This is a genomic window from Mycobacterium sp. DL440 (assembly GCF_011745145.1).
Classification (GTDB): domain Bacteria; phylum Actinomycetota; class Actinomycetes; order Mycobacteriales; family Mycobacteriaceae; genus Mycobacterium.
The window spans coordinates 3,514,416-3,535,437 of record NZ_CP050191.1 but is presented as its reverse complement, the minus strand read 5'-3'; the positions used below and the strand labels follow the sequence as shown (position 1 = coordinate 3,535,437).

The 21,022-nt window shown below is 66.7% G+C and carries 21 protein-coding genes; 14 read left to right on the top strand and 7 right to left on the bottom strand.

Annotated features, from left to right (window positions below):
- Nucleotides 1–44: 44 nt before the first annotated feature.
- Both HBE63_RS17030 and HBE63_RS17025 read left to right on the top strand, forming a co-directional pair.
- Nucleotides 45–1,133, top strand: a complete 1,089-nt coding sequence (locus tag HBE63_RS17030; RefSeq protein ID WP_166905785.1) for a PLP-dependent cysteine synthase family protein — start codon at nucleotides 45–47, stop codon at nucleotides 1,131–1,133.
- On the top strand, nucleotides 1,130–2,389 hold the full coding sequence (locus HBE63_RS17025) for an MFS transporter (protein WP_166905784.1): 1,260 nt from the start codon (nucleotides 1,130–1,132) through the stop codon (nucleotides 2,387–2,389). The genes HBE63_RS17030 and HBE63_RS17025 overlap by 4 nt, the downstream gene beginning before the upstream one ends.
- Here HBE63_RS17025 and HBE63_RS17020 read toward each other — a convergent pair.
- A complete protein-coding gene (locus HBE63_RS17020; protein WP_166905783.1) occupies nucleotides 2,370–3,245 on the bottom strand; it encodes an AIM24 family protein in 876 nt (291 codons plus the stop codon). The genes HBE63_RS17025 and HBE63_RS17020 overlap by 20 nt on opposite strands.
- 134 nt (nucleotides 3,246–3,379) lie before the next feature.
- On the opposite strand from HBE63_RS17020, the gene HBE63_RS17015 reads away from it, so the two are divergent.
- Together HBE63_RS17015 and HBE63_RS17010 are read left to right on the top strand one after the other, a co-directional pair.
- Entirely contained in the window at nucleotides 3,380–3,583 is a 204-nt protein-coding gene (locus tag HBE63_RS17015; protein WP_166905782.1) for a hypothetical protein, read from the top strand.
- A gap of 77 nt (nucleotides 3,584–3,660) precedes the next feature.
- On the top strand, nucleotides 3,661–4,200 hold the full coding sequence (locus HBE63_RS17010) for a hypothetical protein (protein ID WP_166905781.1): 540 nt from the start codon (nucleotides 3,661–3,663) through the stop codon (nucleotides 4,198–4,200).
- Between the two features lie 14 nt (nucleotides 4,201–4,214).
- Here HBE63_RS17010 and HBE63_RS17005 read toward each other — a convergent pair whose 3' ends face one another.
- Nucleotides 4,215–6,107: an ABC transporter ATP-binding protein gene (locus HBE63_RS17005; RefSeq protein WP_166905780.1), complete on the bottom strand. Its 1,893-nt coding sequence runs from the start codon at nucleotides 6,105–6,107 to the stop codon at nucleotides 4,215–4,217.
- The gene (locus tag HBE63_RS17000) at nucleotides 6,104–7,849 is read right to left on the bottom strand and encodes an ABC transporter ATP-binding protein (RefSeq protein ID WP_166905779.1); all 1,746 of its coding nucleotides are present in this window, start codon (nucleotides 7,847–7,849) and stop codon (nucleotides 6,104–6,106) included. Before HBE63_RS17000 ends, HBE63_RS17005 begins: the two co-directional genes overlap by 4 nt.
- A 116-nt stretch (nucleotides 7,850–7,965) precedes the next feature.
- On the opposite strand from HBE63_RS17000, the gene HBE63_RS16995 reads away from it, so the two are divergent.
- Both HBE63_RS16995 and HBE63_RS16990 read left to right on the top strand, forming a co-directional pair.
- Nucleotides 7,966–8,559, top strand: coding sequence for a DUF3558 domain-containing protein (locus HBE63_RS16995; protein ID WP_371814769.1), 594 nt, complete (start codon nucleotides 7,966–7,968; stop codon nucleotides 8,557–8,559).
- A gap of 26 nt (nucleotides 8,560–8,585) precedes the next feature.
- Nucleotides 8,586–9,113, top strand: coding sequence for a DUF3558 domain-containing protein (locus HBE63_RS16990; RefSeq protein WP_371815037.1), 528 nt, complete (start codon nucleotides 8,586–8,588; stop codon nucleotides 9,111–9,113).
- Here the strand turns inward: HBE63_RS16990 and HBE63_RS16985 are convergent.
- Nucleotides 9,110–9,622 carry a histidine phosphatase family protein gene (locus HBE63_RS16985; RefSeq protein WP_208301145.1) on the bottom strand — a complete coding sequence of 171 codons (513 nt, stop codon included), beginning with the start codon at nucleotides 9,620–9,622 and terminating at the stop codon, nucleotides 9,110–9,112. The two genes, HBE63_RS16990 and HBE63_RS16985, sit on opposite strands and share 4 nt — an antisense overlap.
- Before the next feature lie 96 nt (nucleotides 9,623–9,718).
- Here HBE63_RS16985 and HBE63_RS16980 point away from each other — a divergent pair, with 96 nt between their 5' ends.
- From HBE63_RS16980 to HBE63_RS16970, 3 genes are read left to right on the top strand one after another with little or no spacing between them, the layout of a single operon-like run.
- Nucleotides 9,719–10,876: an exonuclease SbcCD subunit D gene (locus HBE63_RS16980; RefSeq protein WP_166905776.1), complete on the top strand. Its 1,158-nt coding sequence runs from the start codon at nucleotides 9,719–9,721 to the stop codon at nucleotides 10,874–10,876.
- Nucleotides 10,873–13,515 (top strand): AAA family ATPase, encoded by a 2,643-nt coding sequence (locus tag HBE63_RS16975; RefSeq protein WP_166905775.1) that lies wholly within the window; start codon nucleotides 10,873–10,875, stop codon nucleotides 13,513–13,515. The genes HBE63_RS16980 and HBE63_RS16975 overlap by 4 nt, the downstream gene beginning before the upstream one ends.
- Before the next feature lie 37 nt (nucleotides 13,516–13,552).
- A complete protein-coding gene (locus HBE63_RS16970) occupies nucleotides 13,553–15,049 on the top strand; it encodes a GMC family oxidoreductase (protein WP_166905774.1) in 1,497 nt (498 codons plus the stop codon).
- Nucleotides 15,050–15,052: 3 nt separating this feature from the next.
- Here HBE63_RS16970 and HBE63_RS16965 read toward each other — a convergent pair whose 3' ends face one another.
- Nucleotides 15,053–15,712, bottom strand: coding sequence for an O-methyltransferase (locus tag HBE63_RS16965; RefSeq protein ID WP_166905773.1), 660 nt, complete (start codon nucleotides 15,710–15,712; stop codon nucleotides 15,053–15,055).
- Nucleotides 15,713–15,779: 67 nt separating this feature from the next.
- On the opposite strand from HBE63_RS16965, the gene HBE63_RS16960 reads away from it, so the two are divergent.
- Nucleotides 15,780–16,706 carry a LysR family transcriptional regulator gene (locus HBE63_RS16960; RefSeq protein WP_243858105.1) on the top strand — a complete coding sequence of 309 codons (927 nt, stop codon included), beginning with the start codon at nucleotides 15,780–15,782 and terminating at the stop codon, nucleotides 16,704–16,706.
- Here HBE63_RS16960 and HBE63_RS16955 read toward each other — a convergent pair.
- Together HBE63_RS16955 and HBE63_RS16950 are read right to left on the bottom strand one after the other, a co-directional pair.
- Nucleotides 16,697–17,917, bottom strand: coding sequence for an acyl-CoA dehydrogenase family protein (locus tag HBE63_RS16955; protein ID WP_166905772.1), 1,221 nt, complete (start codon nucleotides 17,915–17,917; stop codon nucleotides 16,697–16,699). The genes HBE63_RS16960 and HBE63_RS16955 overlap by 10 nt on opposite strands.
- A gap of 56 nt (nucleotides 17,918–17,973) precedes the next feature.
- Entirely contained in the window at nucleotides 17,974–18,585 is a 612-nt protein-coding gene (locus tag HBE63_RS16950) for a TetR/AcrR family transcriptional regulator (protein WP_166905771.1), read from the bottom strand.
- 121 nt (nucleotides 18,586–18,706) lie between these two features.
- Between HBE63_RS16950 and HBE63_RS16945 the strand changes: the two genes are divergently transcribed.
- The 4 genes from HBE63_RS16945 to HBE63_RS16930 are packed head-to-tail and all read left to right on the top strand — an operon-like array spanning nucleotide 18,707 to nucleotide 21,015.
- Nucleotides 18,707–19,465 carry a hypothetical protein gene (locus tag HBE63_RS16945; RefSeq protein WP_166905770.1) on the top strand — a complete coding sequence of 253 codons (759 nt, stop codon included), beginning with the start codon at nucleotides 18,707–18,709 and terminating at the stop codon, nucleotides 19,463–19,465.
- A gap of 44 nt (nucleotides 19,466–19,509) precedes the next feature.
- Nucleotides 19,510–20,181, top strand: coding sequence for a hypothetical protein (locus HBE63_RS16940; protein ID WP_243858749.1), 672 nt, complete (start codon nucleotides 19,510–19,512; stop codon nucleotides 20,179–20,181).
- 46 nt (nucleotides 20,182–20,227) lie between these two features.
- Nucleotides 20,228–20,746, top strand: a complete 519-nt coding sequence (locus tag HBE63_RS16935) for a cytochrome c oxidase subunit 3 (RefSeq protein ID WP_243858748.1) — start codon at nucleotides 20,228–20,230, stop codon at nucleotides 20,744–20,746.
- Nucleotides 20,747–20,748: 2 nt separating this feature from the next.
- The gene (locus tag HBE63_RS16930; protein ID WP_166905767.1) at nucleotides 20,749–21,015 is read left to right on the top strand and encodes a cytochrome C oxidase subunit IV family protein; all 267 of its coding nucleotides are present in this window, start codon (nucleotides 20,749–20,751) and stop codon (nucleotides 21,013–21,015) included.
- Nucleotides 21,016–21,022: the final 7 nt, after the last annotated feature.

Below are 21,022 nucleotides of genomic sequence, written 5' to 3'. Positions count from 1 at the left end.
CAGTCGCCGCGCTCTGCGCGGTCCGATACAGAATCGACGAATCCATGAACCATGCCCTGTCCACCCGTTCTTTCCACATTCTGCGCCGAAACCGTGGGCCCAACACCATGGTCGGCCACACTCCCACCCTGTGGGTGTCCACTCCGTTCGCCGATGCCGGGCGCGGATTCTGGGCCAAACTCGAAGGTTTCAACCCAGGCGGCATGAAGGACCGGCCCGCCATGCATATGGTGGAGCAGGCCCGCGCTCGAGGTGACCTGAAACCCGGTGGCCGCATCATCGAATCAACCAGTGGCACATTGGGGCTGGGCCTTGCCTTCGCGGGAACGATCTATCACCATCCGGTGACCCTGGTGACCGATCCGGGTCTCGAGCCCATCATCGAGCGCATGCTGACCGCCTACGGTGCCGAGGTTTCGACGGTGACCGAGCCGCATCCCACCGGGGGCTGGCAGCAGGCCCGACGGGACCGGGTGGCCGAACTGCTCGCGGCCGACGACACTTCCTGGTACCCGGACCAATACAACAACCCGGACAACGTTGAGGCCTACCGGCCGCTCGCGTTGGAGCTGAACGCCCAGATCGGCCGGGTCGACGTGCTGGTCTGCTCGGTCGGTACGGGCGGGCATTCGGCCGGTGTGGCGCGGGTGTTGCGGGAACTCAACCCGGACCTGCGCCTGATCGGGGTGGACACGATCGGGTCGACCATCTTCGGTCAGCCTGCCGCGACCCGCGTCATGCGGGGCCTCGGCTCGAGCATCTATCCGCGCAATGTGGACTACGGCGCGTTCGACGAGGTCCACTGGGTCGCGCCGGCTGATGCGGTGTGGGCCGCCCGGACGCTGGCGTCGACGTACTACGCCAGTGGGGGATGGAGCGTCGGGGCGGTCGGCCTGGTGGCAGGCTGGGCGGCCCGAAACCATCCGTCGGGCACCACGATTGCCGCGGTGTTTCCCGACGGGCCGCAGCGGTACTTCGACACGGTGTACAACGACGACTACTGCCGTGAGCTCGGTCTGCTCGATCATCAGCCGGCCGACGAACCCGAGACGATCGAGGACCCCGGCGATCGTGTGGTGCAGTCCTGGACCCGCTGCGAGACGGTCGCCGACCCGACGGCGGTCGCCGGATGAGCGGGCTCATCGCACAGTTCCGCAGTTTCGACCTGCCGAGTCGGCTGTTGATGGTCAATCAGTTCGGCATCAACCTGGGGTTCTACATGCTGATGCCATATCTGGCCGGCTATCTGGCCGGGCCGTTGGGCCTGGCCGCGTGGGCGGTGGGTCTGGTGCTGGGCGTGCGGAACTTCTCGCAGCAGGGCATGTTCATCGTCGGCGGCACTCTGGCCGACCGGCTGGGGTACAAACCGCTGATCGTCGCCGGGTGTCTGTTGCGCACCGCGGGGTTCGGGCTGCTCGTGGTGGCGGACTCGTTGCCGGCGATGCTCATCGCCTCGGCGGCAACAGGTTTCGCCGGAGCCCTGTTCAACCCCGCGGTGCGGGCGTATCTGGCCGCCGACGCCGGTGATCGGCGGGTCGAGGCCTTCGCCACCTTCAACGTGTTCTACCAGGCCGGAATCCTGTTGGGTCCGCTGGCCGGACTGGCGCTGCTGGCCTTCGATTTCCGGGTGACCGCCGCCGTCGCGGCCGGAGTGTTCGCGGTGCTCACCGTGGCTCAGCTGCTGGCCCTACCGCGGCACCGTGCCGAACCGGTCGAGCAGCGGAGTTCGGTGCTCGAGGACTGGCGCAGCGTCATCGCCAACCGTGGGTTCGTATTGTTCGCGGTGGCGATGATCGGTTCCTACGTACTGTCCTTCCAGGTGTACCTGGCGTTGCCGCTCCAGGCGGCGGAGCTGCGGCCCGGGAACGAAACTGCGTTGGTAGCAGCGATATTCGTGGTGTCGGGTCTGATCGCAGTGGGTGGCCAACTGCGCATCACCAGGTGGTTCGCCGACCGCTGGGGGCCGCGGCGCAGCCTGGTGGTCGGTCTGCTGGTACTGGCGGCGGCCTTCGTCCCGCTGGCAGTGGTGCCTGACGGCGGCCGGTTCGGCACCGCCGCCGCGGTGTCGGCACTGCTCGCTTCGTCGGCGCTGCTGGCGCTGGGCTCGGCTGCGGTGTTCCCGTTCGAGATGGACACCGTCGTGGCGCTGTCGGGCGATCGGCTGGTCGCCACCCACTACGGGTTCTACAACACCGTTGTCGGCGTCGGGATCCTGCTGGGCAACCTGGCCACCGGTTCGCTGATCGGCGCCGCGCGCGCCGCGGGCCTCGCCGAGCTGGTGTGGCTGGGCCTCACAGCGATCGGGCTGGTGTCCGCGGCGGCGCTCTACGCGTTGACGAGGGACGGCGGGAAGCTGGCGCCCACGTCGCTCACTGCATCGGAACGGTGACGCCCTCCGAGGGCTGCACGATCACAAAACCGTTGCCGTGGAACGAGACCTGCACGGCCTCACCGGAGCCCCGGCCGATCAGCGCACCCGCCTTGAAGCTTGTCTTGAGCTGAGTCTGCAGGTGTGCCGACCAGGCCACCACCGCATTGGTGTCGGCGAAGGTCGGGGCCTCGGCAGCGTCGAGCACCACGGGCGGGCCGTCGGTGGTCAGCGCCACCCACCCCGTGCCGCGCAGGGTGGTGTTGAACAGGCCGCCGGTGGCGATGCTGCCGCCACGGACCCGTTCGATGTTCCAGTCCAGGCTCGAAGAGAAGGCCAGGACATTCTTGCCGCTGATCGACAGACCCGAGTTGGACAGCTGCAGCAGGTGGACATCGAAACCCTGGTCGGCCAGGAAGACATCGCCGGAGCCCTGGCAGCGCATCAGCGGCAGTCCTTCGCCGGTGAGGGCCTTCTTGATGAACTTCGATGCGCCGCCGCCTTCGAAGGCAAAGTCGACGTTGCCCTGGTAGGCGACCATCGAGCCCTGTCGGGCCATGAACGGTTCGCCGAGGCGCACTCGCAGCATCTTCTGGTTCTGGTTGGCGATCGGGGTCGCCTCTTTCTCACTGAACCGCCCGTCGACGAGATCCCCGCTGATACCGGAGAACCCGTCGCCCTGGGGTTGAGCCTGCGCCTGCTGCACCTGTGCCTGCTGGGGCTGCGGCTGCCGCGGCGCTGCGCCCATCGGCGCCCGGCCGGCCTGGCCCTGATGGGATACCTGATCGGTCCAGGATTGTCCGTCCCACCACCGGTATTCGTAGCGGCCTTCGGGATCGGGCAGCCAACCGGGTTGCGGGGTTCCGTTCACAGTCATCCCTCGAATCGTCGGGGTGGAGGAGAATTCGCCACCAGGCTACAGAGGGTCGTGTGTGTAACCAGGTGGCGGAATTTTCGCCTCGGCGCCGCCACAGTGCTACGAACGCGACGTAGCCCTGGCATTCTGGTGACATGGCAAAGGAAATCGACCCGCTCCGCGCCCAGGGTGCGCTCGCGGTCTTGAAGCAGCACCCCGGCATGGTGCTGTTCGCGGTGTCGCCGGCGATCATTCTGCTGGGTGCCGTCTGGTGGATCGCCGGCCCGGGCTGGGCCGGGCTCCTGCTGGTCGCCCTGGTGCTGGCCGGCGGCGCCGCACTGCTGCTCAAGCGCAACTAGCCCGGAAAGCAGAAAATCTGCGTTCGCCGGTGGTGAACGCCGTCCCATCTGCGATGTAACAGTGTAATCATGTAATCATGAACAAACATCAGCACCATCGCCGGTCCGCGGATGAGGCCGCCGAGTGGTTCGCGGGCCGACTGCCCGACACCTGGTTCACGGGCGATCCCACCGTGGTCGTCGACCGTGAGGAGATCACCGTCATCGGCCGGCTCCCCGATGCCGCAGACAATCCAGAAGTCGAGACCAAAGCCCGTGCCTCCGGGCGCGCATCGCGGTTCCGGGAGGAGACGCGCGGCGAACGCATGCGAATCGCGGACGAGGCGCAGAACAGGTTCGACCGAAAGGTCTCGTGGGGCGTCGAGATCAGTACCGGCGACGCAGAGCCAGAGCGAATCCTGTTCACGCACATCGCGGTACCGGTGATGACCCGGCTCAAGCAGCCCGAACGTCAGGTGCTCGACACCCTGGTCGACGCCGGTGTGGCACGGTCCCGTTCAGACGCGCTGGCGTGGTCGGTACGCCTGGTCGGTGAGCACACCGAGGAGTGGCTGGACAAGCTGCGTGACGCTATGAAAGCGGTCGACGATCTGCGTGCCGAAGGCCCCGGCGCCTAACGCACGCCGACGAACTAAACCTGGGTCATCTCCCAGTACCGCCCATGGCGTGACATGAGTTCTTCGTGGGTACCGCGTTCGATGATCCGGCCGGCGTCCATCACCAGGATCAGGTCGGCGTCCCGGATCGTCGAAAGTCGGTGGGCGATGATGAAACTCGTCCGGTCGCGGCGCAATTCGGCCATTGCCTGCTGGATCAGCAGTTCGGTGCGGGTGTCCACCGCGCTGGTGGCCTCGTCGAGCACCAGCACCTTTGGCCGGGCCAGCACCGCGCGGGCGATCGTGATCAACTGCTTCTCGCCGGAGCTGATGGCGCCGCCGTCGTCGTCGACACGGGTGGCGTACCCGTCGGGCAGGGTGTGCACGAACCGGTCCACGTACGCCGCCCTGGCCGCCTCGATCACCTCGTCCTCGGAGGCATCCGGCCGGCCGTAGGCGATGTTGTCGTAGATGGTGCCGCCGAACAGCCAAGTGTCCTGCAACACCATGCCGACCGAGGACCGAAGCGACTGCCGGCTGACCGTCGAGATGTCCACACCGTCGATGAGGATCCGGCCGGAATCGACGTCGTAGAACCGCATCAGCAGGTTCACGCACGTGGTCTTGCCCGCCCCGGTCGGTCCGACGATCGCCACGGTGCTGCCGGGCTCGGCAAGCAGGGAGAGGTCCTCGATCACCGGCGTGCCGGGGAGATAGCTGAAGTTCACCCGGTCGAATTCAACCCGGCCGCTGCGGATTTCCAGTGCCGCGGCCGGCTCAGGGGACTGTTCTTCGGTGTCGAGCAGCTCGAAGACCCGTTCGGCACTGGCGACCCCGGACTGCAGGGTGTTGTACATCCCGGCCAATTGGCCCAGCGGCTGGTTGAACTGCCGCACGTACTGGATGAACGCCTGGATGCTGCCGAGGGTGATCTGTCCGCTTGCCACCTGCAGACCGCCCACCACCGCAACGGCCACATAACTGAGGTTGCCGATGAACGTCGTCGCCGGGCCGACCAGTCCCGAGAAGAACTGCGCCCCGATGCTGGATCGGTAGACCTCGTCGTTCAGTTCGTCGAAGCGCTGCTGGGCGGCCTCCCGGTGACCGAAGGTCTTGACGATGGTGAAACCGCTGTAGGTCTCTTCGATGTGGGCCGACAGCCGACCGGTATTGCGCCACTGTGCCACGAACAACGGTTGAGAGCGACGGGTGATCCAGCGGATCACCCACAGTGACACCGGCACGGTGACGACGGTCAGCAGCGCCAGCAGCGGCGAGATGGTCAGCATCATCACCAGCACCGCGAACACCGTCAACATCGCGGTCAACAGTTGGCTGATGGTCATCGACACCGAGCCCTGGATGTTGTCGATGTCGTTGGTGACCCGGCTGAGCACTTCGCCGCGCTGACGGGAATCGAAGTAGGACAGCGGAAGTCGGTGCAGTTTGTCCTCGACGTCGGCGCGCAGCGCCACCATGGTGCGTTGCACCGCGACGTTGAGCAACCGGGCCTGCGCCCAGACCAGTACCGCGGCAAGCACATACAGGCCGAGCGCCAGGGCCAGGGTGCGGGCCACCGCCGCGAAGTCCACCCCGTGGCCGGGAACGACGTTCATCCCGGACAGTAGGTCGGCGAAGGTGGTGTCGCCGCGGGCCCGGGCCGCCGCGACGGCCTGCTCCTTGGTCAGCCCCGCGGGCAATTCGCGCCCGATCACACCGTTGAACAGCAGATCGGTGGCGTGACCGAGAATTCGTGGGCCGGTCACGCCGATCGCGATACCGCCGATCCCGAGCAACACCACCGAGATGGCCAGGCCGCGTTGCGGCACCAGGCGTTTGAGCAGGCGCATGGCCGACCCGCGGAAGTCCCGGGTGCGTTCGACCGGCGCGGCGGGTGTGCCGCTGCGGCGCAGCACGGCCCCGGTCACCGCGGGCCCCCGGCGGTGACCGCCTGTGATGCGGCGAACTCGGCATAGGCGGGGCAGTCGGCGAGCAATGACTCGTGGGTGCCGATGCCGACGATGCGGCCGTCCTCGACGACGACCACCTGGTCGGCCCCGATCACGGTCGAGATCCGTTGCGACACGATCACCACGGTGGCGTCGGCCGACACCTCGCGCAAGGCGGAGCGCACCCGGGCGTCGGTGTGTACGTCGAGTGCCGACAGCGCGTCGTCGAACAGGTAGATCGCGGGCCTGCGGATCACGGCGCGCGCGATCGCGAGCCGTTGGCGCTGCCCACCGGAGAAGTTGATGCCGCCCTGGGCCACCGGGCGGTCGAGCCCGTCGGGGTGGGCCGCCACGAAGTCGTCGGCCGACGCGATCCGCAGTGCGTCCCACATCTGGTCGTCGGTGAGTTCCTGCCCGGGCGCAGCCCCGTAGCGCAGGTTTTCGGCGATGGTCCCGGAGAACAGGTAGCCCCGCTGGGGGACCAGGCCGATCGAGGACCACAGCTGTTCGAGGTCGAGTTCACGGACGTCCGCCCCGTCGACGCGTACCGCGCCCGCGGTGACATCGTAGAAACGGCAGATCAAGGCCAGCAGGGTGGATTTGCCGGATCCGGTGGACCCGACCACGGCGGTGGTTGTCCCGCGCCCGACGCGCAGCGAGATCTGCTGCAGCACCGGGCGATCGGCGCCGGGATAGCTGAATGACGCGTTGTCGAAGACGATCTCGCCAGCCACGGAAACCGGCCGGAGTGGGTCAGGGGGGCTGGTGATCTGAGGCCGGGTGCCCAGCACACCGCTGATGCGCTCGGCGCAGACCGATGCGCGCGGGAACATCACCGCCAGGACCGCCGCCATCAACACGGCCATCAGGATCTGCATGAAGTACGCCAGGAACGCGATCAGCGAGCCCACCTGCATGTGGCCGGAGTCGATGCGCAACCCGCCGAACCAGATCAGCGCAACGCTGGAGATGTTGATCACCAGGGTGGTGGCCGGCAGCATCAGCGCCTGCCACTGCCCGGCTTCCAGCGCGGTGGCCGACAGGGCCTGGTTGGCGTCGGCGAAGCGGCGTTGCTCGACCGGTTCGCGCGCAAAGGCCCGGATCACCCGGATGCCGGACAGTTGATCGCGCATCACCCGGTTGATGCCGTCGATCAGCCGCTGCATGCGACGGAAGATCGGCATCAGGTGGGTGATGATCCAGTAGTTCGCCAGTCCGAGCACCGGAACACTGACCAGCAGCAGCCACGACAGTCCGGCGTCCTGGTGCAGCGCCATCAGGATTCCGCCGATCGACATGATCGGGGCGGTGATCAGGATGGTGGCGGTCATCTGGAGCAGCTGCTGAACCTGGCCGACGTCGTTGGTGGTGCGGGTCAGCAGCGATGGGGCGCCGAAGCGGGCGGTCTCCTCGGCCGAGAATGTGGTGACGTGGTGGAAGATCGACGAGCGCAGATCGCGGCCGAAACTCATGGCCGCGCGGGATCCGAAGAACACCGCTCCGATCGCGCATGCCACCTGCAGACCGGTCACACCGAGCATCACCGCGCCGAGTTCGACGATGCGCCGGGTATCGCCCTTGGCCACCCCGTCGTCGATGATGGCGGCGTTGACCGTCGGCAGGTAGAGCGACGCCAGGGTGCTGATCACCTGCAGTGCCGCGACGATGGCAAGCAGCCGCCGGTACGGCCGCACGTACTGTCGCAGCAGCGCCCAGAGCATCTGGCTACTCTTGCACACCGCCCGTTGACGGTCGTGTGCAACCGCCGCCGTGTCCGGGTCGGTGAAAGTCCAGGTCAGTTGGTATGTCGGTGTAGGGCATAGGTGTTACAGCTACAGTGCATGGCGTGACGGTCCGCACGGCCACCAAGCCACTACTCCGCAATGCCAGAGCCTTGGCGGTATTGGCTGCGGCAATGGTCCCGGTGTTCGCCGGGTGCTCGACCGACGAACCCGCGGCCCCGCAGGTTCCGCAGACCGAGGCGCCGAGTGCCGGTGGCACGGGTAACCACGGCCCGCACTTTCCGCATTGCGGCGGCGTGAGCGATCAGGCGGTGACGGAGTTGACCCAAGTTCAGGGACTGGTCAACACCGCGACCAATTCCTCGGGCTGCCAGTGGTTGCAGGGCGGCAGCATCCTGGGCCCGCACTTCTCGTTCACCTGGTTCCGGGGCAGCCCGATCGGGCGGGAACGCAAGACCGAGGAACTGTCGCGGACCAGCGTGGAGGACATCAACATCGAGGGTCACGGCGGTTTCATCGCGGTCGGGGAGAACCCGCTCAAGGCCGGCGACGTCAACTTGTGTGAGATCGGCATCCAGTTCGACGACGATTTCATCGAGTGGTCCGTGAGTTTCGACCGGAAGCCCTACCCTGATCCGTGCGAGGTGGCCAAGGAGCTGACCCGCCAGTCGATTGTGAATTCCAAATGAGCATGCAGCGTGCCATCAGGGGCCTCATGGCTGTGCTCGCTGTGCTGGCGGTATTCGTCGGGCTCACCGGTTGCTCCCGCACCGTGGACGGCACCGCCGCCAAGGAGGGGTCCAGTGGCGGTCCGAGCAACAACAAGTCCGAGAAGACCTATCCCAACCTGCTCAAGGAATGTGATGTCCTGACCACGGACATCTTGGCCAAGACGGTGGGTGCCGACCCGCTGGACATCCAGAGCACGTTCGTCGGCGCGGTGTGCCGGTGGCAGGCGGCCAACCCGGCCGGCCTGGTCGACATCACCCGGTTCTGGTACGAGCAGGGCAGCCTGGACAACGAGCGTCAGACCGCCGAGAAGCTGCAGTACGCCATCGAACAGCGTCGGATCGCCGGTGTGGATTCGATCATCATGAGGCCCAGCGGGCTCAACGGGGCATGCGGCGTGGCCAGCGATGCGGCCGGCGTGGTCGGCTGGTGGGTCAACCCGCAGGCGCCGGGGATCGATGCCTGCCCGATGGCCATCAAGCTCATGGAACTGACGCTGGCCACCAACTCCTAACGGGGTACGTGGAAGCGCACGAGTGTCGCGCCGCCGAGCGCGAGCTCGTCCCAGGGGCCGTTGGTGCGCAGCACGGCGATCGCCGAGGTCGGGAACTTCAGTGAAATGCTCTCCGCCGCAGTCCGGTTGGAGCCGTCCGCCAGGCCGAGTGCGACGGCGGACATGGCCGGCTCGTGCCCGATCACCAGAACCGTCGACGGGTCGGTGCCGAAACGTGACGAGACACCGTTGATCTCGTCGATGACGGTGCCCGGCCTGGCGTCGTAGATGCGTTCGGCGTACTGCACCGGCGCCTCGATGCCGGTGCGTTCCAAGGTCTGACGGGTTCGTGTCGCCGTCGAGCACAGCACCGCATCCACCTCGGCGAAGTTGGCCCGGATCCAGTCTCCGGCCAGCCCGGCCTCCCTGATTCCCCGCGCCGCGAGTGGGCGGTCGTGGTCGGCGACACCGTCGGGGTAGTCCGACTTGGCGTGGCGCATCAGCAGCAGGGTTCTGATCGGACTGATCATTCCAACCAGGTTAGGCCATGCCGCTGCAGGTCCCGGGACTTGTCGGCACCCGGTTTTACACTCGCTTTGCTTACGGAGACAGAGGGGACAGGGCCGATGCGTTTTCTGCACACCGCCGACTGGCAGCTCGGCATGACCCGTCACTTCCTCAGTACCGGTGACGGTGAGGCCCAGCCCCGTTATTCGGCCGCGCGCCGGGAGGCGGTCGCGGCCCTCGGCCCGGTGGCCGCGGCCTCGGGTGCGGAGTTCGTCGTGGTGTCCGGTGACGTCTTCGAGCACAACCAGTTGGCTCCGCGCGAGGTCAGCCTGTCGCTTGAGGCCATGCGTGGCATCGGGGTGCCGGTGTATCTGTTGCCGGGCAACCACGATCCGCTGGACGCCGCCTCGGTCTACACCAGCGCGCTGTTCACCGCGGAATGCCCGGACAACGTCGTGGTCCTCGATCGCGCGGGTGTGCACGAGGTGCGGCCGGGGCTGCAGATCGTTGCCGCTCCGTGGCGGTCCAAGGCGCCCACCTCCGACCTGGTGGGTGACGTGTTGGCCGATCTGCCCGCCGACGGGACCACTCGGGTGGTGGTGGGCCACGGCGGGGTCGACATCCTCGATCCGGACAAGGACAAGCCGTCGCTGATCCGGCTGGCCGCCGTCGAGGACGCGTTGGCGCGCGGTGCGGTGCACTATGTGGCGTTGGGGGACAAGCACTCCCGCACCGAGGTCGGGTCGACCGGCCGGGTGTGGTATTCGGGTTCACCCGAGGTGACCAACTATGACGACATCGAATCCGATCCGGGGTATGTCCTGATGGTCGAGATCGACGAGACCGATGCACACCGCCCGGTGCGGGTGGATTCGCAGCGGGTGGGCCGTTGGCGCTTCATCACACTGCGCCGTGAGGTGGATACCGACCGCGACGTGGCCGATCTGGATCTCAATCTGGATCTGTTGGCGGACAAGGAACGCACCGTGGTCCGCCTGGCGTTGACGGGCTCACTGACCGTGACGGACAAGGCTGCGCTCGACACCTGCCTCGACAGGTACGCCCGGTTGTTCGCAGCCCTCACGGAGTGGGAGCGGCACACCGAGATCGCGGTACTGCCCGCCGACGGCGAATTCGACGACCTGGGCATCGGCGGATTCGCGGCGGCTGCCGTGGACGAGTTGGTGGCCACCGCCCGTACCGACGGGGCCGGAGCCGACGATGCGCGGGCGGCGCTCGGCTTGTTGCTGCGTCTGGTGGACAGGGGTGCGGCATGAAACTGCACCGCCTGGTCCTGACCAACTACCGCGGCGTCACCCACCGCGAGATCGAGTTCCCCGATCACGGTGTGGTGGTGGTCAGTGGTGCCAATGAGATCGGCAAGTCCTCGATGATCGAGGCGCTGGATCTGTTGCTCGAGGCCAAGGACCGCTCGGGCAAGAAGGAAGTCAAGCAGGTCAAGCCGACTCACGCCGACGTCGGAGCTGAGGTGATGGCCGAAATATCCACGGGCCCTTACCGTTTCATGTATCGCAAGCGCTTTCACAAGCGCGCCGAGACCCAGCTGACGGTGCTGGCACCGGTGCGCGAGCAGCTCAGCGGGGACGAGGCGCACGAGCGGGTGCTGACCATGCTCGCCGAGACCGTGGACACCAGCCTGTGGCAGGCCCAACGGGTCTTGCAGTCCAGCTCGACCGCGCCGGTCGACCTGTCCGGCTCGGACGCGTTGGCTCGGGCCCTGGACGTGGCCGCCGGTGAGGCGGTCGCGCTCTCAGGGGACGAGCCGCTGCTGATCGAGCGCATCGACGCGGAGTATCTGCGCTACTTCACGGCCACCGGGCGGCCCACCGGCGAGTGGGCGGCGGTGACGAAGCGACTGGCGGCCGCCGAGGGCGAGGTGGCGCAATGCGCCGCTGCGGTGGCCGAGGTCGAGGACGCGGTGCGCCGGCATGCCGAACTCAGCGTCGAGGTCACCGGACTGGCCGGTGAACGTGAAGCGGCCCAGGCGAGTCTGACCACGGCCCGTAAGGCGGCCGAGGCGGTTGCCGCGTTGATGCAACGGCTCAAGGAGGCCGAGGTGGTGGCCGAGGCCGCCCGGGCGACGCAGGTCGCGGCCGCCGCCGCGCTCACCGAACGCCGACGGCTACGCGCCGACCTCGACGAGCGGGCCGCCACCATCACCGAGCTGCAGGCTGCGCTCAATCTGGCCGACGGTGAATCCACCACGGCCCGTGAGGTTCACGAGGCTGCCGAGGCCGTGGCCGAACAGGCTCGGATGGCAGCGCAGGAGCACGAAACCCGGGTGGAGACCGCCCGCGCCACCCTGACGCGGATGGCCGACCGGGACGAAGCTGACCGCTTGGCCGCCCGGCTGACCAGGATCGACGCCGGCGTGCGTGATCTCGACGGGGTCAACCGCGAACTGGACGGGATCGTGCTCGACGCCGCGGGGATGCGGGTGATCGAAGCGGCGGCGGTCGCGGTGGAACGCGCCGCCGGGCAGGCTGAACTGGCCTCGGCGCGCATCGAACTCGTGGCAGTCGCTGACCGCGATGTCCGGGTCGACGAGGTGCAGGTGTCTTTGGAGGCGGGCCAACCGTGGTCGGTCAACACCACCGCCGACACCGAGATCGACGTGCCCGGGGTACTCACGGTGCGCGTGGTGCCGGGAACCCCGGCCGCGCAGACTCAGGCCCGTCTCGACGAGGCGCAGAACGCACTGACTGCCGCGTTGACCGCCGCCGGAGTCGACGGCGTCGATGCCGCGCGGGCCCTCGATGGCCGGCGCCGGGAACTGCTCGGCAACCGGGATCGCTTGCGCGCCACTGTCGACGCGCTCACCGGCGATGACCAGTTGGCGGATCTGCGGGCCCGGCTGGCGCAACTGCGTGCCGGGCAGCCTGATGAGGCCGGGTTGTTCGAGCTGGCCGGGCCCACCGATATCGTCTCCGCCCGAAGCGAACTCGACACTGCGGTGGCGGTGCACCGCCAAGCGGTGGCCGACAGTGAGACCAGCCGTATGTTGATCGCCGCGGCCGCCCAGAAGCTGACGGAGAAGTCGACCCGCCTGAGCGTGCTGCGCGACAAGCTCACCACGGCGCAGGCCGAGTTGACGGTGGCCGGCGGCCGGTTGGAGGTCCAGCGCACGCAGGCCGGTGACGACGAGTTGGCGGTCAAGGCCCAGACCACCGACGAGGAGGCCACTTCCACCGCGGGCCGCATGGCCGATCTACGCACCGAATTATCTGCCACCGCACCGAATTCGGTGAAGTCCGCGCTCGATGAGGCAGTCCGGTGCGCCGAGGTGCTGGATACTCGCCACAGGGAAGCGGCTGACGGGCTGCGGGAGCTGACGGCACAACTCAAGGTGTACGGCACCCAGGGACGCAAGGGGCATCTCGATGCCGCCGAGACCGAGCGCGAGCACGCCCACGCCGAGTACCTCCGGGTGCACCGCCGGGCCCGTGCCGCCGAGACGTTGCGGTCAGTGATGGCGCGCCACCGCGACGCCACCCGTCAGCGCTACGCTGATCCGTTCCGCCTTGAGGTGCAGCGGTTGGGCCGGCTCGTCTTCGGTGAGGATTTCGAGGTCGACGTCGACAGCGACCTCAACATCCGGACCCGCACGCTGTCCGGGCGCACGGTGCCGTACGAATCGCTGTCGGGCGGTGCCAAAGAGCAGTTGGCGATCGTCGCGCGGCTGGCCGGTGCCGCGATGGTGGCCAAGGAGGACAGCGTGCCCGTCATCATCGACGACGCGCTCGGCTTCACCGATCCGGAGCGCCTGACCAAGATGGGTGCGGTGTTCGACGCGGTCGGTGGGGACGGGCAGGTCATCGTGTTGACCTGCAGCCCGGAGCGCTACGCCGCCGTCGGCGGCGCGCACCACATCGAGCTGACCACCACATCGAATTAGTCGCGCCTGGCTGCACCGTGCCAATACACTCCGCCACGTGGAGGCTGACTACATCGTGGTGGGGACCGGCTCGGCAGGCGCGGTACTGGCGAACCGGCTGAGTGCACGATCGGATGCCTCGGTGCTGGCGCTCGAGGCCGGGCCGCGCGACCGCGACAAGTTCATCCATATCCCGGCGGCGTTCTCGAAGCTGTTCCGCAGCGAGGTCGACTGGGACTACCTGACCGAGCCGCAGCCGGAACTCGATGGCCGCCAGATCTATTGGCCGCGTGGCAAGACCCTCGGCGGCTCATCGTCGATGAACGCGATGATGTGGGTACCGGGTTTCCCCGCCGACTACGACGAGTGGGGCGAGCACGCCGGTGCGGACTGGAACTACGCCGGCCTGGAAAAGTACCTGAAGCGCATCGAGGCCGGGCCGCTGATGATCGAGGCGCAGCGCAGCCCACGCAGTTCGACGGCAGCCTGGTTGGCCGCGGCCAGGGAATGCGGGCACGAGGGGTTCTGCGAGACCAGGGTGACCCAGCGTCGCGGCGTCCGGTGGAGCACCGCGGACGCCTTTCTCAAGCCGGTCCTCCGGCGGCGGAACCTCAACCTGCTCACCGAGGCCACCGTGAGGCGGATCGTCTTCGCCGGAAACCGCGCCGTCGGGGTCGAATTCGAGAAGGGCGGGGTTCGGGACGTGGTGACGGCCCGCCGCGAGGTCATCCTGTGCGGGGGTGCGATCAATTCCCCGCAACTGCTGATGCTGTCGGGCATCGGCGACCGGGGCCAGCTGGCCGGCCACGGCATCGAAGTGATCCGGGACGCGCCTGGCGTGGGCGCCAACCTGCTTGACCACCTGGTGGTTCCGTTGGGATTCGATGTCGGCGATGACAGCCTCTTCGCCGCCGAGAAGCCACTCGAGCTCATCAACTATCTGGCCCGGCGCCGGGGCATGCTGACCTCGAACGTCGGTGAAGCGTACGGGTTCGTCCGCAGCAGGCCCGAATTGGATCTTCCGGACCTGGAGCTGATCTTTGCTCCGGCGCCCTTCTTCGACGAGGGTATCGGCGACCCGTACGGCCACGCCATTGTGATGGGCCCCATCCTGCTCAAGCCACGCAGCCACGGCACCATCACGTTGCGGTCGGCCGACCCGATGGACAAACCGATCATCGACCCTCGCTACCTGAGCGACGAGGTCGACCGCACCGCATTGATGGCCGGCCTGCGGATCACCGCCGAGATCGCCCAGGCCCCGGCACTGCGGAACGTGATCGGCAAAGTGGCCCGTCCGCTGAACGCGTCCACACTGAACGACGAAACCCTCACGCACGCACTGAACTCGGTGTCACACACGCTCTATCACCCCGTCGGCACCTGCCGCATGGGCAGCGACGAGGGCAGCGTGGTCGACCCGCAGCTACGGGTCCGGGGAATCGAGGCGTTGCGGGTCGCCGACGCGTCCGTGATGCCGACGCTCATCCGCGGCCACACCCACGCGCCCAGCGTGCTGGTCGGGGAAAAGGCCGCCGATCTGATCGCGGGCTGACCGTCAGGTCAGTCGCACGCACGCCTGGATGCCGTCACCGATAGGCAGGGTGACGGACAGATAGTGGTCGGATTCGGCGAGGTAGCTCAGCAGTGCGGCGTGCACGTCGTGGCCGAAATCCAGGTTGATGTCGTCGACCAAAATCAACGTGCCCGGCCTCAGATGGGGTTCGAGCACTTTGAGGACGGGCAGTGCCAGTTCCGGCCAGCCGTCGAGCAGTACGAGATCTACCGGCCCCGCGACGTCGGCCAGGGTCTCGCGCGCGTCGCCGACGCGCAGGTCGATCACGTCGGCCAGTCCGGCGTCGGTGAAGTTTCGTTGTGCGGCAGCGGCTTTCTCGGGCTGCAGCTCGGTGCCGACCACCGTTCCGCCGCCATTGTCGCGTACAGCGCTCGCGAGATAGAGGGTCGACACGCCGAACGACGTCCCGTACTCCACGACGTTGCGTGCTCCGGTCGCGCGGGCCAGGAGATAGAGCAATTGCCCACCGGCCTCGGACACTGACATGTACACGTCCTTGAACATGTCTGCGCGCTGCGAGGCGTCGGTGTCGACCGGATAGCCGCCGACCGTGGCGAACACGGCCGGGTCGTTCTCCTGCTCGGCGGTCAGAAGGTGTTGCAGCACAGTGGCTACCGAAGCGCTGGTCAGAGTGTTTGTCATGCAGTCCACGGTATTCTCGTTGTGGATTGCGTTCCAGTGCATGTTTGGTAATCAATAGTTGTCCGAAATGGAATTGAAAATGGAGCCGAACCTCGACCTCAACCTGCTGCTCGCCCTCGACGCGTTGCTCGACGAACGCAGTGTCGGCGGTGCGGCGCAGCGCCTGCACACCTCGGCTCCGGCGATGAGCCGGACGCTGGCGCGGCTGCGGCGGATACTAGGGGATCCGGTGCTTGTGCGGGCAGGTCGTGAAATGGTTCCCACACCACGCGCATTGGCGATGCAGGGCACGGTGCACGATGTCGTAGTGCAGGCCAGGGCCGTGTTCATCCCACCGGATGTCCCTGAGCCCGCGACGCTGCAGCGCACGTTCGCGGTCCAGCTTGGCGAGGGTCTGTTCAGCACGATCGGCTCGCGGTTGTTGGCACAGATCCGGGCGCAAGCACCCGGGGTCACCGTGCGGTTCGTGGGGGAGAGCCACGAAGACACGCAGTCGCTGCGCGACGGTAGCGTCGATATCGAGATCGGTCAGATCCGGCGCACCGAGCCGGAGACACACCTCGAGCACGTGGTTGACGACCGGCTTGTCGGGGTTGTGCGCGCGGGGCACGAACTGCTGGGAAAACGTGTCACGCTCAAGCGGTTTGCCGCTGCCGAGCATGTGGTGTTCTCCCGGCGCGGCAGGTTGCGCGGGCCTGTCGACGATCTGCTCGCCGAGCGCGGGTTGCATCGCCGCGTGGTGGTCTGCGCGCCCAATCCGGCGGGCGGGCTGTTCCTGATCAAGGACAGTGACCTGGTGGGCATGCTGCCGGTCGGCATCGGGCAGCATGCCATCGACACCTTCGGGCTGCGGACGTTCGACATCCCGCTGGATCTGCCACCACTGGTGCTCAGCATGGCCTGGCATCCGCGCTACCACGCCGACGGCGCGCACCGCTGGTTACGGGATTGCGTGCGCGCCGCCATGCACAAATCGCCCAGGGGTCAGAAGTAGGCGTTGGCCGGGATGGGCGTGCCGTGCAACAGGTTCTGGCCGATCACCCGCGCTTTGTAGGCCACCGGGTTGTGCAGGGTGATGGTGCGGATGTTGCGCCAATGCCGGTCCAGGTTGCGCTGCCGGGAGGCCGCGCTCGCTCCGCCGAGTTCCAGCAGCCGGGTGGCGGCTTCGGGGGCGACGTCGTCCAAGTGAACCTTGACTTTCGCGACCTTGAGTTGAGCTTCCGCGGTCAGGTGCGCGTCGGGAACGCCGTCGACGGCAGAATCCGTGGCAGCGCCAATCGCCGCCGCCGCGTCCAGCACGGCGGCCCGCGCCACGTAGGCCGTGCTGGCCAGTACACCGAGTTGGCGTTGCAGCAGCGGATCGTCGGTGGGCCGCTCAGTGACGGCGTGGCTGAAGTTGCGCTCGCGTGAGCGCAGCAGCGCCACACCGTCGTCTACGACGTTGGCCAGAATGCCGGCGACCACCGCGTGGATGAACAACTGCAGCGCGGCGTACTGCACGGTCGGCACCGGTTCGGCGTCGTACGGGGTATCGGTGAGGATCTCGTCGGCTGCGACCGTGACGTCGGTGAATGTCGTGGTGCCGGTACCGGTGCGGCGCTGACCGAAACCGTCCCAATCGTCGACGAGCCGTACTCCGTCACGGTTGGTGGGGACCAGAACGCTGGCCACCGAGTCGTGGTCGGTGGTGGCAGTGACGGTCAGGTAGTCCGAGAACAGGGTGCCGGTGCTGTAGTACTTCTCTCCGCTCAGCCGGAAGGCACCCGGGTTCGCCTCGTCGGCCAGCAACCGGGTGTTGAACACCAGGCTGCCCACAGCCAATGAGCCCTTCTCGCTGAATGCATTACCGAAGATCTTGCCTTCGGCGATCTTGCCCAGCCAGCGCCTGGACTCCGGGTCGTCGGCACTGCGCAGCCGCTCCTCGGTGAACCAGAAGTGGGTCCGGAAGATATGGGCCACAATGGGATCGGCTTTGGCCACGTCGATCACCGCGGAGAACAGCTGCGGCACGGTGAACCCGGCGCCACCGAGGGGCTCGGGCAGCCTGAGGGTGCCGAACCCGGCCCGTTTGAGGGCGGCGACCTGATCGAAGGGGTTCTCGTCGTTCAGGTCGCGGTCCTTGGCCCCTGCTGCGATCGAGGCCAGCAGGTCAGCCCATTCCGGTGTGCCGGGCAAAACACGGCTCACGTTCTCGACGGTGGTCATGGCACCGTTGTATCCGCACCGGCTACCGGTGGGCACGCGTTTGGATCAGCCCGAACCTAAGACCGAACCTCAGGCAGGACCCGCAGGCCGTACAGGTACGTGGTCAAGTACTCGGCGATCACCGGGGCCCGCACTTCGGCGGCATCGGGGATGGTGATCAGCAGCGCGTAGAGGCCGACCAGAAATGACACGCCGTTGTGCATCACGTCCACTTCGGCCGGGATCTCACCGCGCCCCTGAGCCCGTTGTAACTCCTCGATCACCGCGACGATCGCCGGATGGTGCGTCCATTCCTCCGACGGGGGGCGGGTGGTGGAAAAGTGCAGGGCCAGAAAGTCTTTGAACAGCCGGCCGCCAAGGCGCCGTTCGAGCGTCTCCAGCATCCGCACGGCTTCGCCCAGGGTGTCCCGGACGCCGTGCGGTCCGGAGAAAAGCCGGGCCAGGTCGCCGGCCATCCTCTGCTGCTCGCGCTGCTCCAATTCCAGCAGGACGTGTTCTTTGGTGGGGAAGTGGAAGAAGAAGGTGCCGTGGGCGACACCGGCGGCCGACGCGATCGCGGCCGTATCGGCGGCTGCCATTCCGTCGCGTTTGAACTCGGAGATCGCTGCGCCCAGCAACCGTTCCCGCGTCTGCAAGCCTTTGCGGCTACGGGCGGTGGCCTTGAGCACGGCTCGATGCTACGGCAATAGATAACTGACTGTACTCAGTATGGGTCTTTCCTTATGACGTGGCTGCCATTACGGTTTCGGGAGAACACAGTTCTGACTGGAGTCAGTTTTGGAGGTACGGATGCAGATCCTGGAGCAGGTTCAAGACCTGCCGAAAGCCGGAAATATCAAGGCCCAGTGGGTGAGCCTGTGGACCGGGCCGGCCGTCGGGGCCGTGCTGCTGGTGGCACTGCTGGCGTTCCCTGGTTTCTGGCCGCCGATGTCACCGACCTGGGACGCGCAGCAGGTCGCCGAGTTCTACGCCGACCACACCGCGTGGATCCGATTCAGCCAGGTGACCTTCAATCTGTGCGGAATCCTGATCCTGCCGTTCTTCATGGTGATCGTCGTCCAGATGAAGCGCATGAAGGGCCAGACCCATGTGTTCGCCTACTGCTATCTCACCGCGGTGGTCAGCGGTGCCACGATCTTCGCGTTGTCCAACATTCTGTTCCTGGTGGCCGCGTTTCGTCCGGACCGTAACCCGGAACTGATCATGCTGCTCAACGATCTGGCCTGGATCGTGTTCATCGCGCCGGTCGGCATGGTGGTGTCGCAATTCGCGCTGCTGGCGGTGGCGGTCTACTTCGACAACGGGCCTGCCCCGGTATTTCCCCGCTGGGTGGGGCACTACTCGCTGGCCACGGCGGTGGCGATGATTCCGGCTGCGGGCGCGGCGGTGTTCCACACCGGACCGCTGGCCTGGGACGGCGTGCTGGCCTTCTGGTTGCGCAACGGTGCATTCGCAGTCTTCGTCGTGGTGATGTTCTTCGTGCTGCGCCGCGCGGTGATCAGCCAGGCCGTGTCAGAGGGCGTCGTAGAGGGACGGGTGCAGGCGTGACCGTCCTGACCGAGGCGCCGCCGGGCAGACCCGACGTGCGTCTGATGACCTGGTTCTTTCCGCTGTGGTACGGGGTCTTCGGCGTCATCATCTGCATCCTCACCCGGGTGACGCCGCCGCCGCGCCCCGACGTCACCGCGGTCGACAAAGTGGCGTTTTTCACCGAACACGGGCTGACCATCAAGATCGGCTTCTGCCTACTGCTGATCCTGCTCGGTGGCGCGGCGATGACCAACGGGCTGGTTGCGTACCAGATCAAGCGCATGTCAGTGGGGTCGGTGTTCGCCTACGGCTACATCGGTGGCATGGGGGTCGGCGCACTGCCGGGGTTCCTGTTGGTGTCGGTGTGTTTTCTCGCCGCGGCATTCCGGACCGACCGCGACCCGGAACTGATCAGCCTGCTCTATGACCTCGGAATGCTGTCCTACAACGGCTCGTTGGGCTGTTTCACGGCGGCGTATCTGGTGTTTGCGATCGCCATCCTCTACGACAAGAACAACATCTTCCCGGCATGGTTCGCCTATGTGACCATCTGGCAGATCATCACCGAGGTGATCGCCACCCAGATGTTTCTGTTCCAGTCCGGGCCGTTCGCCTGGAACGGGTCGATCGCCTTCTGGTGGGCGGTGGTGGTCTTCTCGGTCTGGTTATCTGCCCTGATCGTGCTGCTCCGACAGGCCCTCGATCGTGAGGAAAAATGCAGTGACGCAAACTGATTCACGGCCCTGCGCGTCGTCGGAGCACCTGCCCGGCGACGGGCACATGTGGGTGATGGTGCTCGGTGATCTGGTCATCTTCGGTGGCTACTTCATCGTCTTCATGATCTACCGGACCATGCATCCGGACGAGTTCCTGCGTGCCCAACAGCATCTCGACATCACGATCGGTGTCGTCAACACCGTGATCCTGCTGACCAGTTCCTGGTTGGTGGCTCGTGCGGTCCTGGCGGCCCGTGCCGGCCGCCATGAAACGGCAATCCGACTCACCTACGCCGGCGGTGTCGGCGGCCTGATGTTCATGGCCTGCAAGGGTTATGAATGGGTGGTCAAGATCCGCAACGGGCACACCAACTCGGAGATGTTCTACTCGTTCTACTACGTGCTGACAGGTGTGCACCTGATCCACGTCCTGATCGGGCTCGTCGTGTTGGGCGTGATCGTGCGTGAGCTGCGCAATCCGTCCCGCCGCCGCGCGTCGGTCGTGGAGGCGAGCGCGGTCTACTGGCACATGGTGGACCTGCTCTGGGTGATCATCTTCGGCCTGCTGTACGTGGTGAGGTGACGATGACCGACAAGGCTGTGACTCAGACCTGGCTCGTGCTGGTCGCCATCACCGTCGGATCCTGGTGGTTGGCACCGGCGCAGTATTCGGACGCGTTGCGGGCGAGTGTGCCGATCACCGCGCTAGTGCTCGTGTTGACGCTGATCAAGTCCCGTTTGATCATCCGGCAGTTCATGGAGGTCCGGACGGCACCGAAGTGGCTCAAACTCGCCACCGACGGCTGGCTGGTGGTGCTGTTCGGGGCGATTTTCGCCATCTATCTCATCTGAGCGTTGC

Excerpts from the sequence above, each read along its gene's own strand:
- HBE63_RS17030 (WP_166905785.1), top strand. The coding sequence starts at position 45 with ATGAACCATGCCCTGTCCACCCGTTCTTTCCACATTCTGCGCCGAAAC.
- HBE63_RS17025 (WP_166905784.1), top strand. The coding sequence starts at position 1,130 with ATGAGCGGGCTCATCGCACAGTTCCGCAGTTTCGACCTGCCGAGTCGG.
- HBE63_RS17020 (WP_166905783.1), bottom strand. The coding sequence starts at position 3,245 with ATGACTGTGAACGGAACCCCGCAACCCGGTTGGCTGCCCGATCCCGAA.
- HBE63_RS17015 (WP_166905782.1), top strand. The coding sequence starts at position 3,380 with ATGGCAAAGGAAATCGACCCGCTCCGCGCCCAGGGTGCGCTCGCGGTC.
- HBE63_RS17010 (WP_166905781.1), top strand. The coding sequence starts at position 3,661 with ATGAACAAACATCAGCACCATCGCCGGTCCGCGGATGAGGCCGCCGAG.
- HBE63_RS17000 (WP_166905779.1), bottom strand. The coding sequence starts at position 7,849 with ATGCTCTGGGCGCTGCTGCGACAGTACGTGCGGCCGTACCGGCGGCTG.
- HBE63_RS16990 (WP_371815037.1), top strand. The coding sequence starts at position 8,586 with ATGGCTGTGCTCGCTGTGCTGGCGGTATTCGTCGGGCTCACCGGTTGC.
- HBE63_RS16985 (WP_208301145.1), bottom strand. The coding sequence starts at position 9,622 with ATGATCAGTCCGATCAGAACCCTGCTGCTGATGCGCCACGCCAAGTCG.
- HBE63_RS16980 (WP_166905776.1), top strand. The coding sequence starts at position 9,719 with ATGCGTTTTCTGCACACCGCCGACTGGCAGCTCGGCATGACCCGTCAC.
- HBE63_RS16975 (WP_166905775.1), top strand. The coding sequence starts at position 10,873 with ATGAAACTGCACCGCCTGGTCCTGACCAACTACCGCGGCGTCACCCAC.
- HBE63_RS16965 (WP_166905773.1), bottom strand. The coding sequence starts at position 15,712 with ATGACAAACACTCTGACCAGCGCTTCGGTAGCCACTGTGCTGCAACAC.
- HBE63_RS16960 (WP_243858105.1), top strand. The coding sequence starts at position 15,780 with ATGGAATTGAAAATGGAGCCGAACCTCGACCTCAACCTGCTGCTCGCC.
- HBE63_RS16955 (WP_166905772.1), bottom strand. The coding sequence starts at position 17,917 with ATGACCACCGTCGAGAACGTGAGCCGTGTTTTGCCCGGCACACCGGAA.
- HBE63_RS16945 (WP_166905770.1), top strand. The coding sequence starts at position 18,707 with ATGCAGATCCTGGAGCAGGTTCAAGACCTGCCGAAAGCCGGAAATATC.
- HBE63_RS16940 (WP_243858749.1), top strand. The coding sequence starts at position 19,510 with ATGACCTGGTTCTTTCCGCTGTGGTACGGGGTCTTCGGCGTCATCATC.
- HBE63_RS16935 (WP_243858748.1), top strand. The coding sequence starts at position 20,228 with ATGTGGGTGATGGTGCTCGGTGATCTGGTCATCTTCGGTGGCTACTTC.
- HBE63_RS16930 (WP_166905767.1), top strand. The coding sequence starts at position 20,749 with ATGACCGACAAGGCTGTGACTCAGACCTGGCTCGTGCTGGTCGCCATC.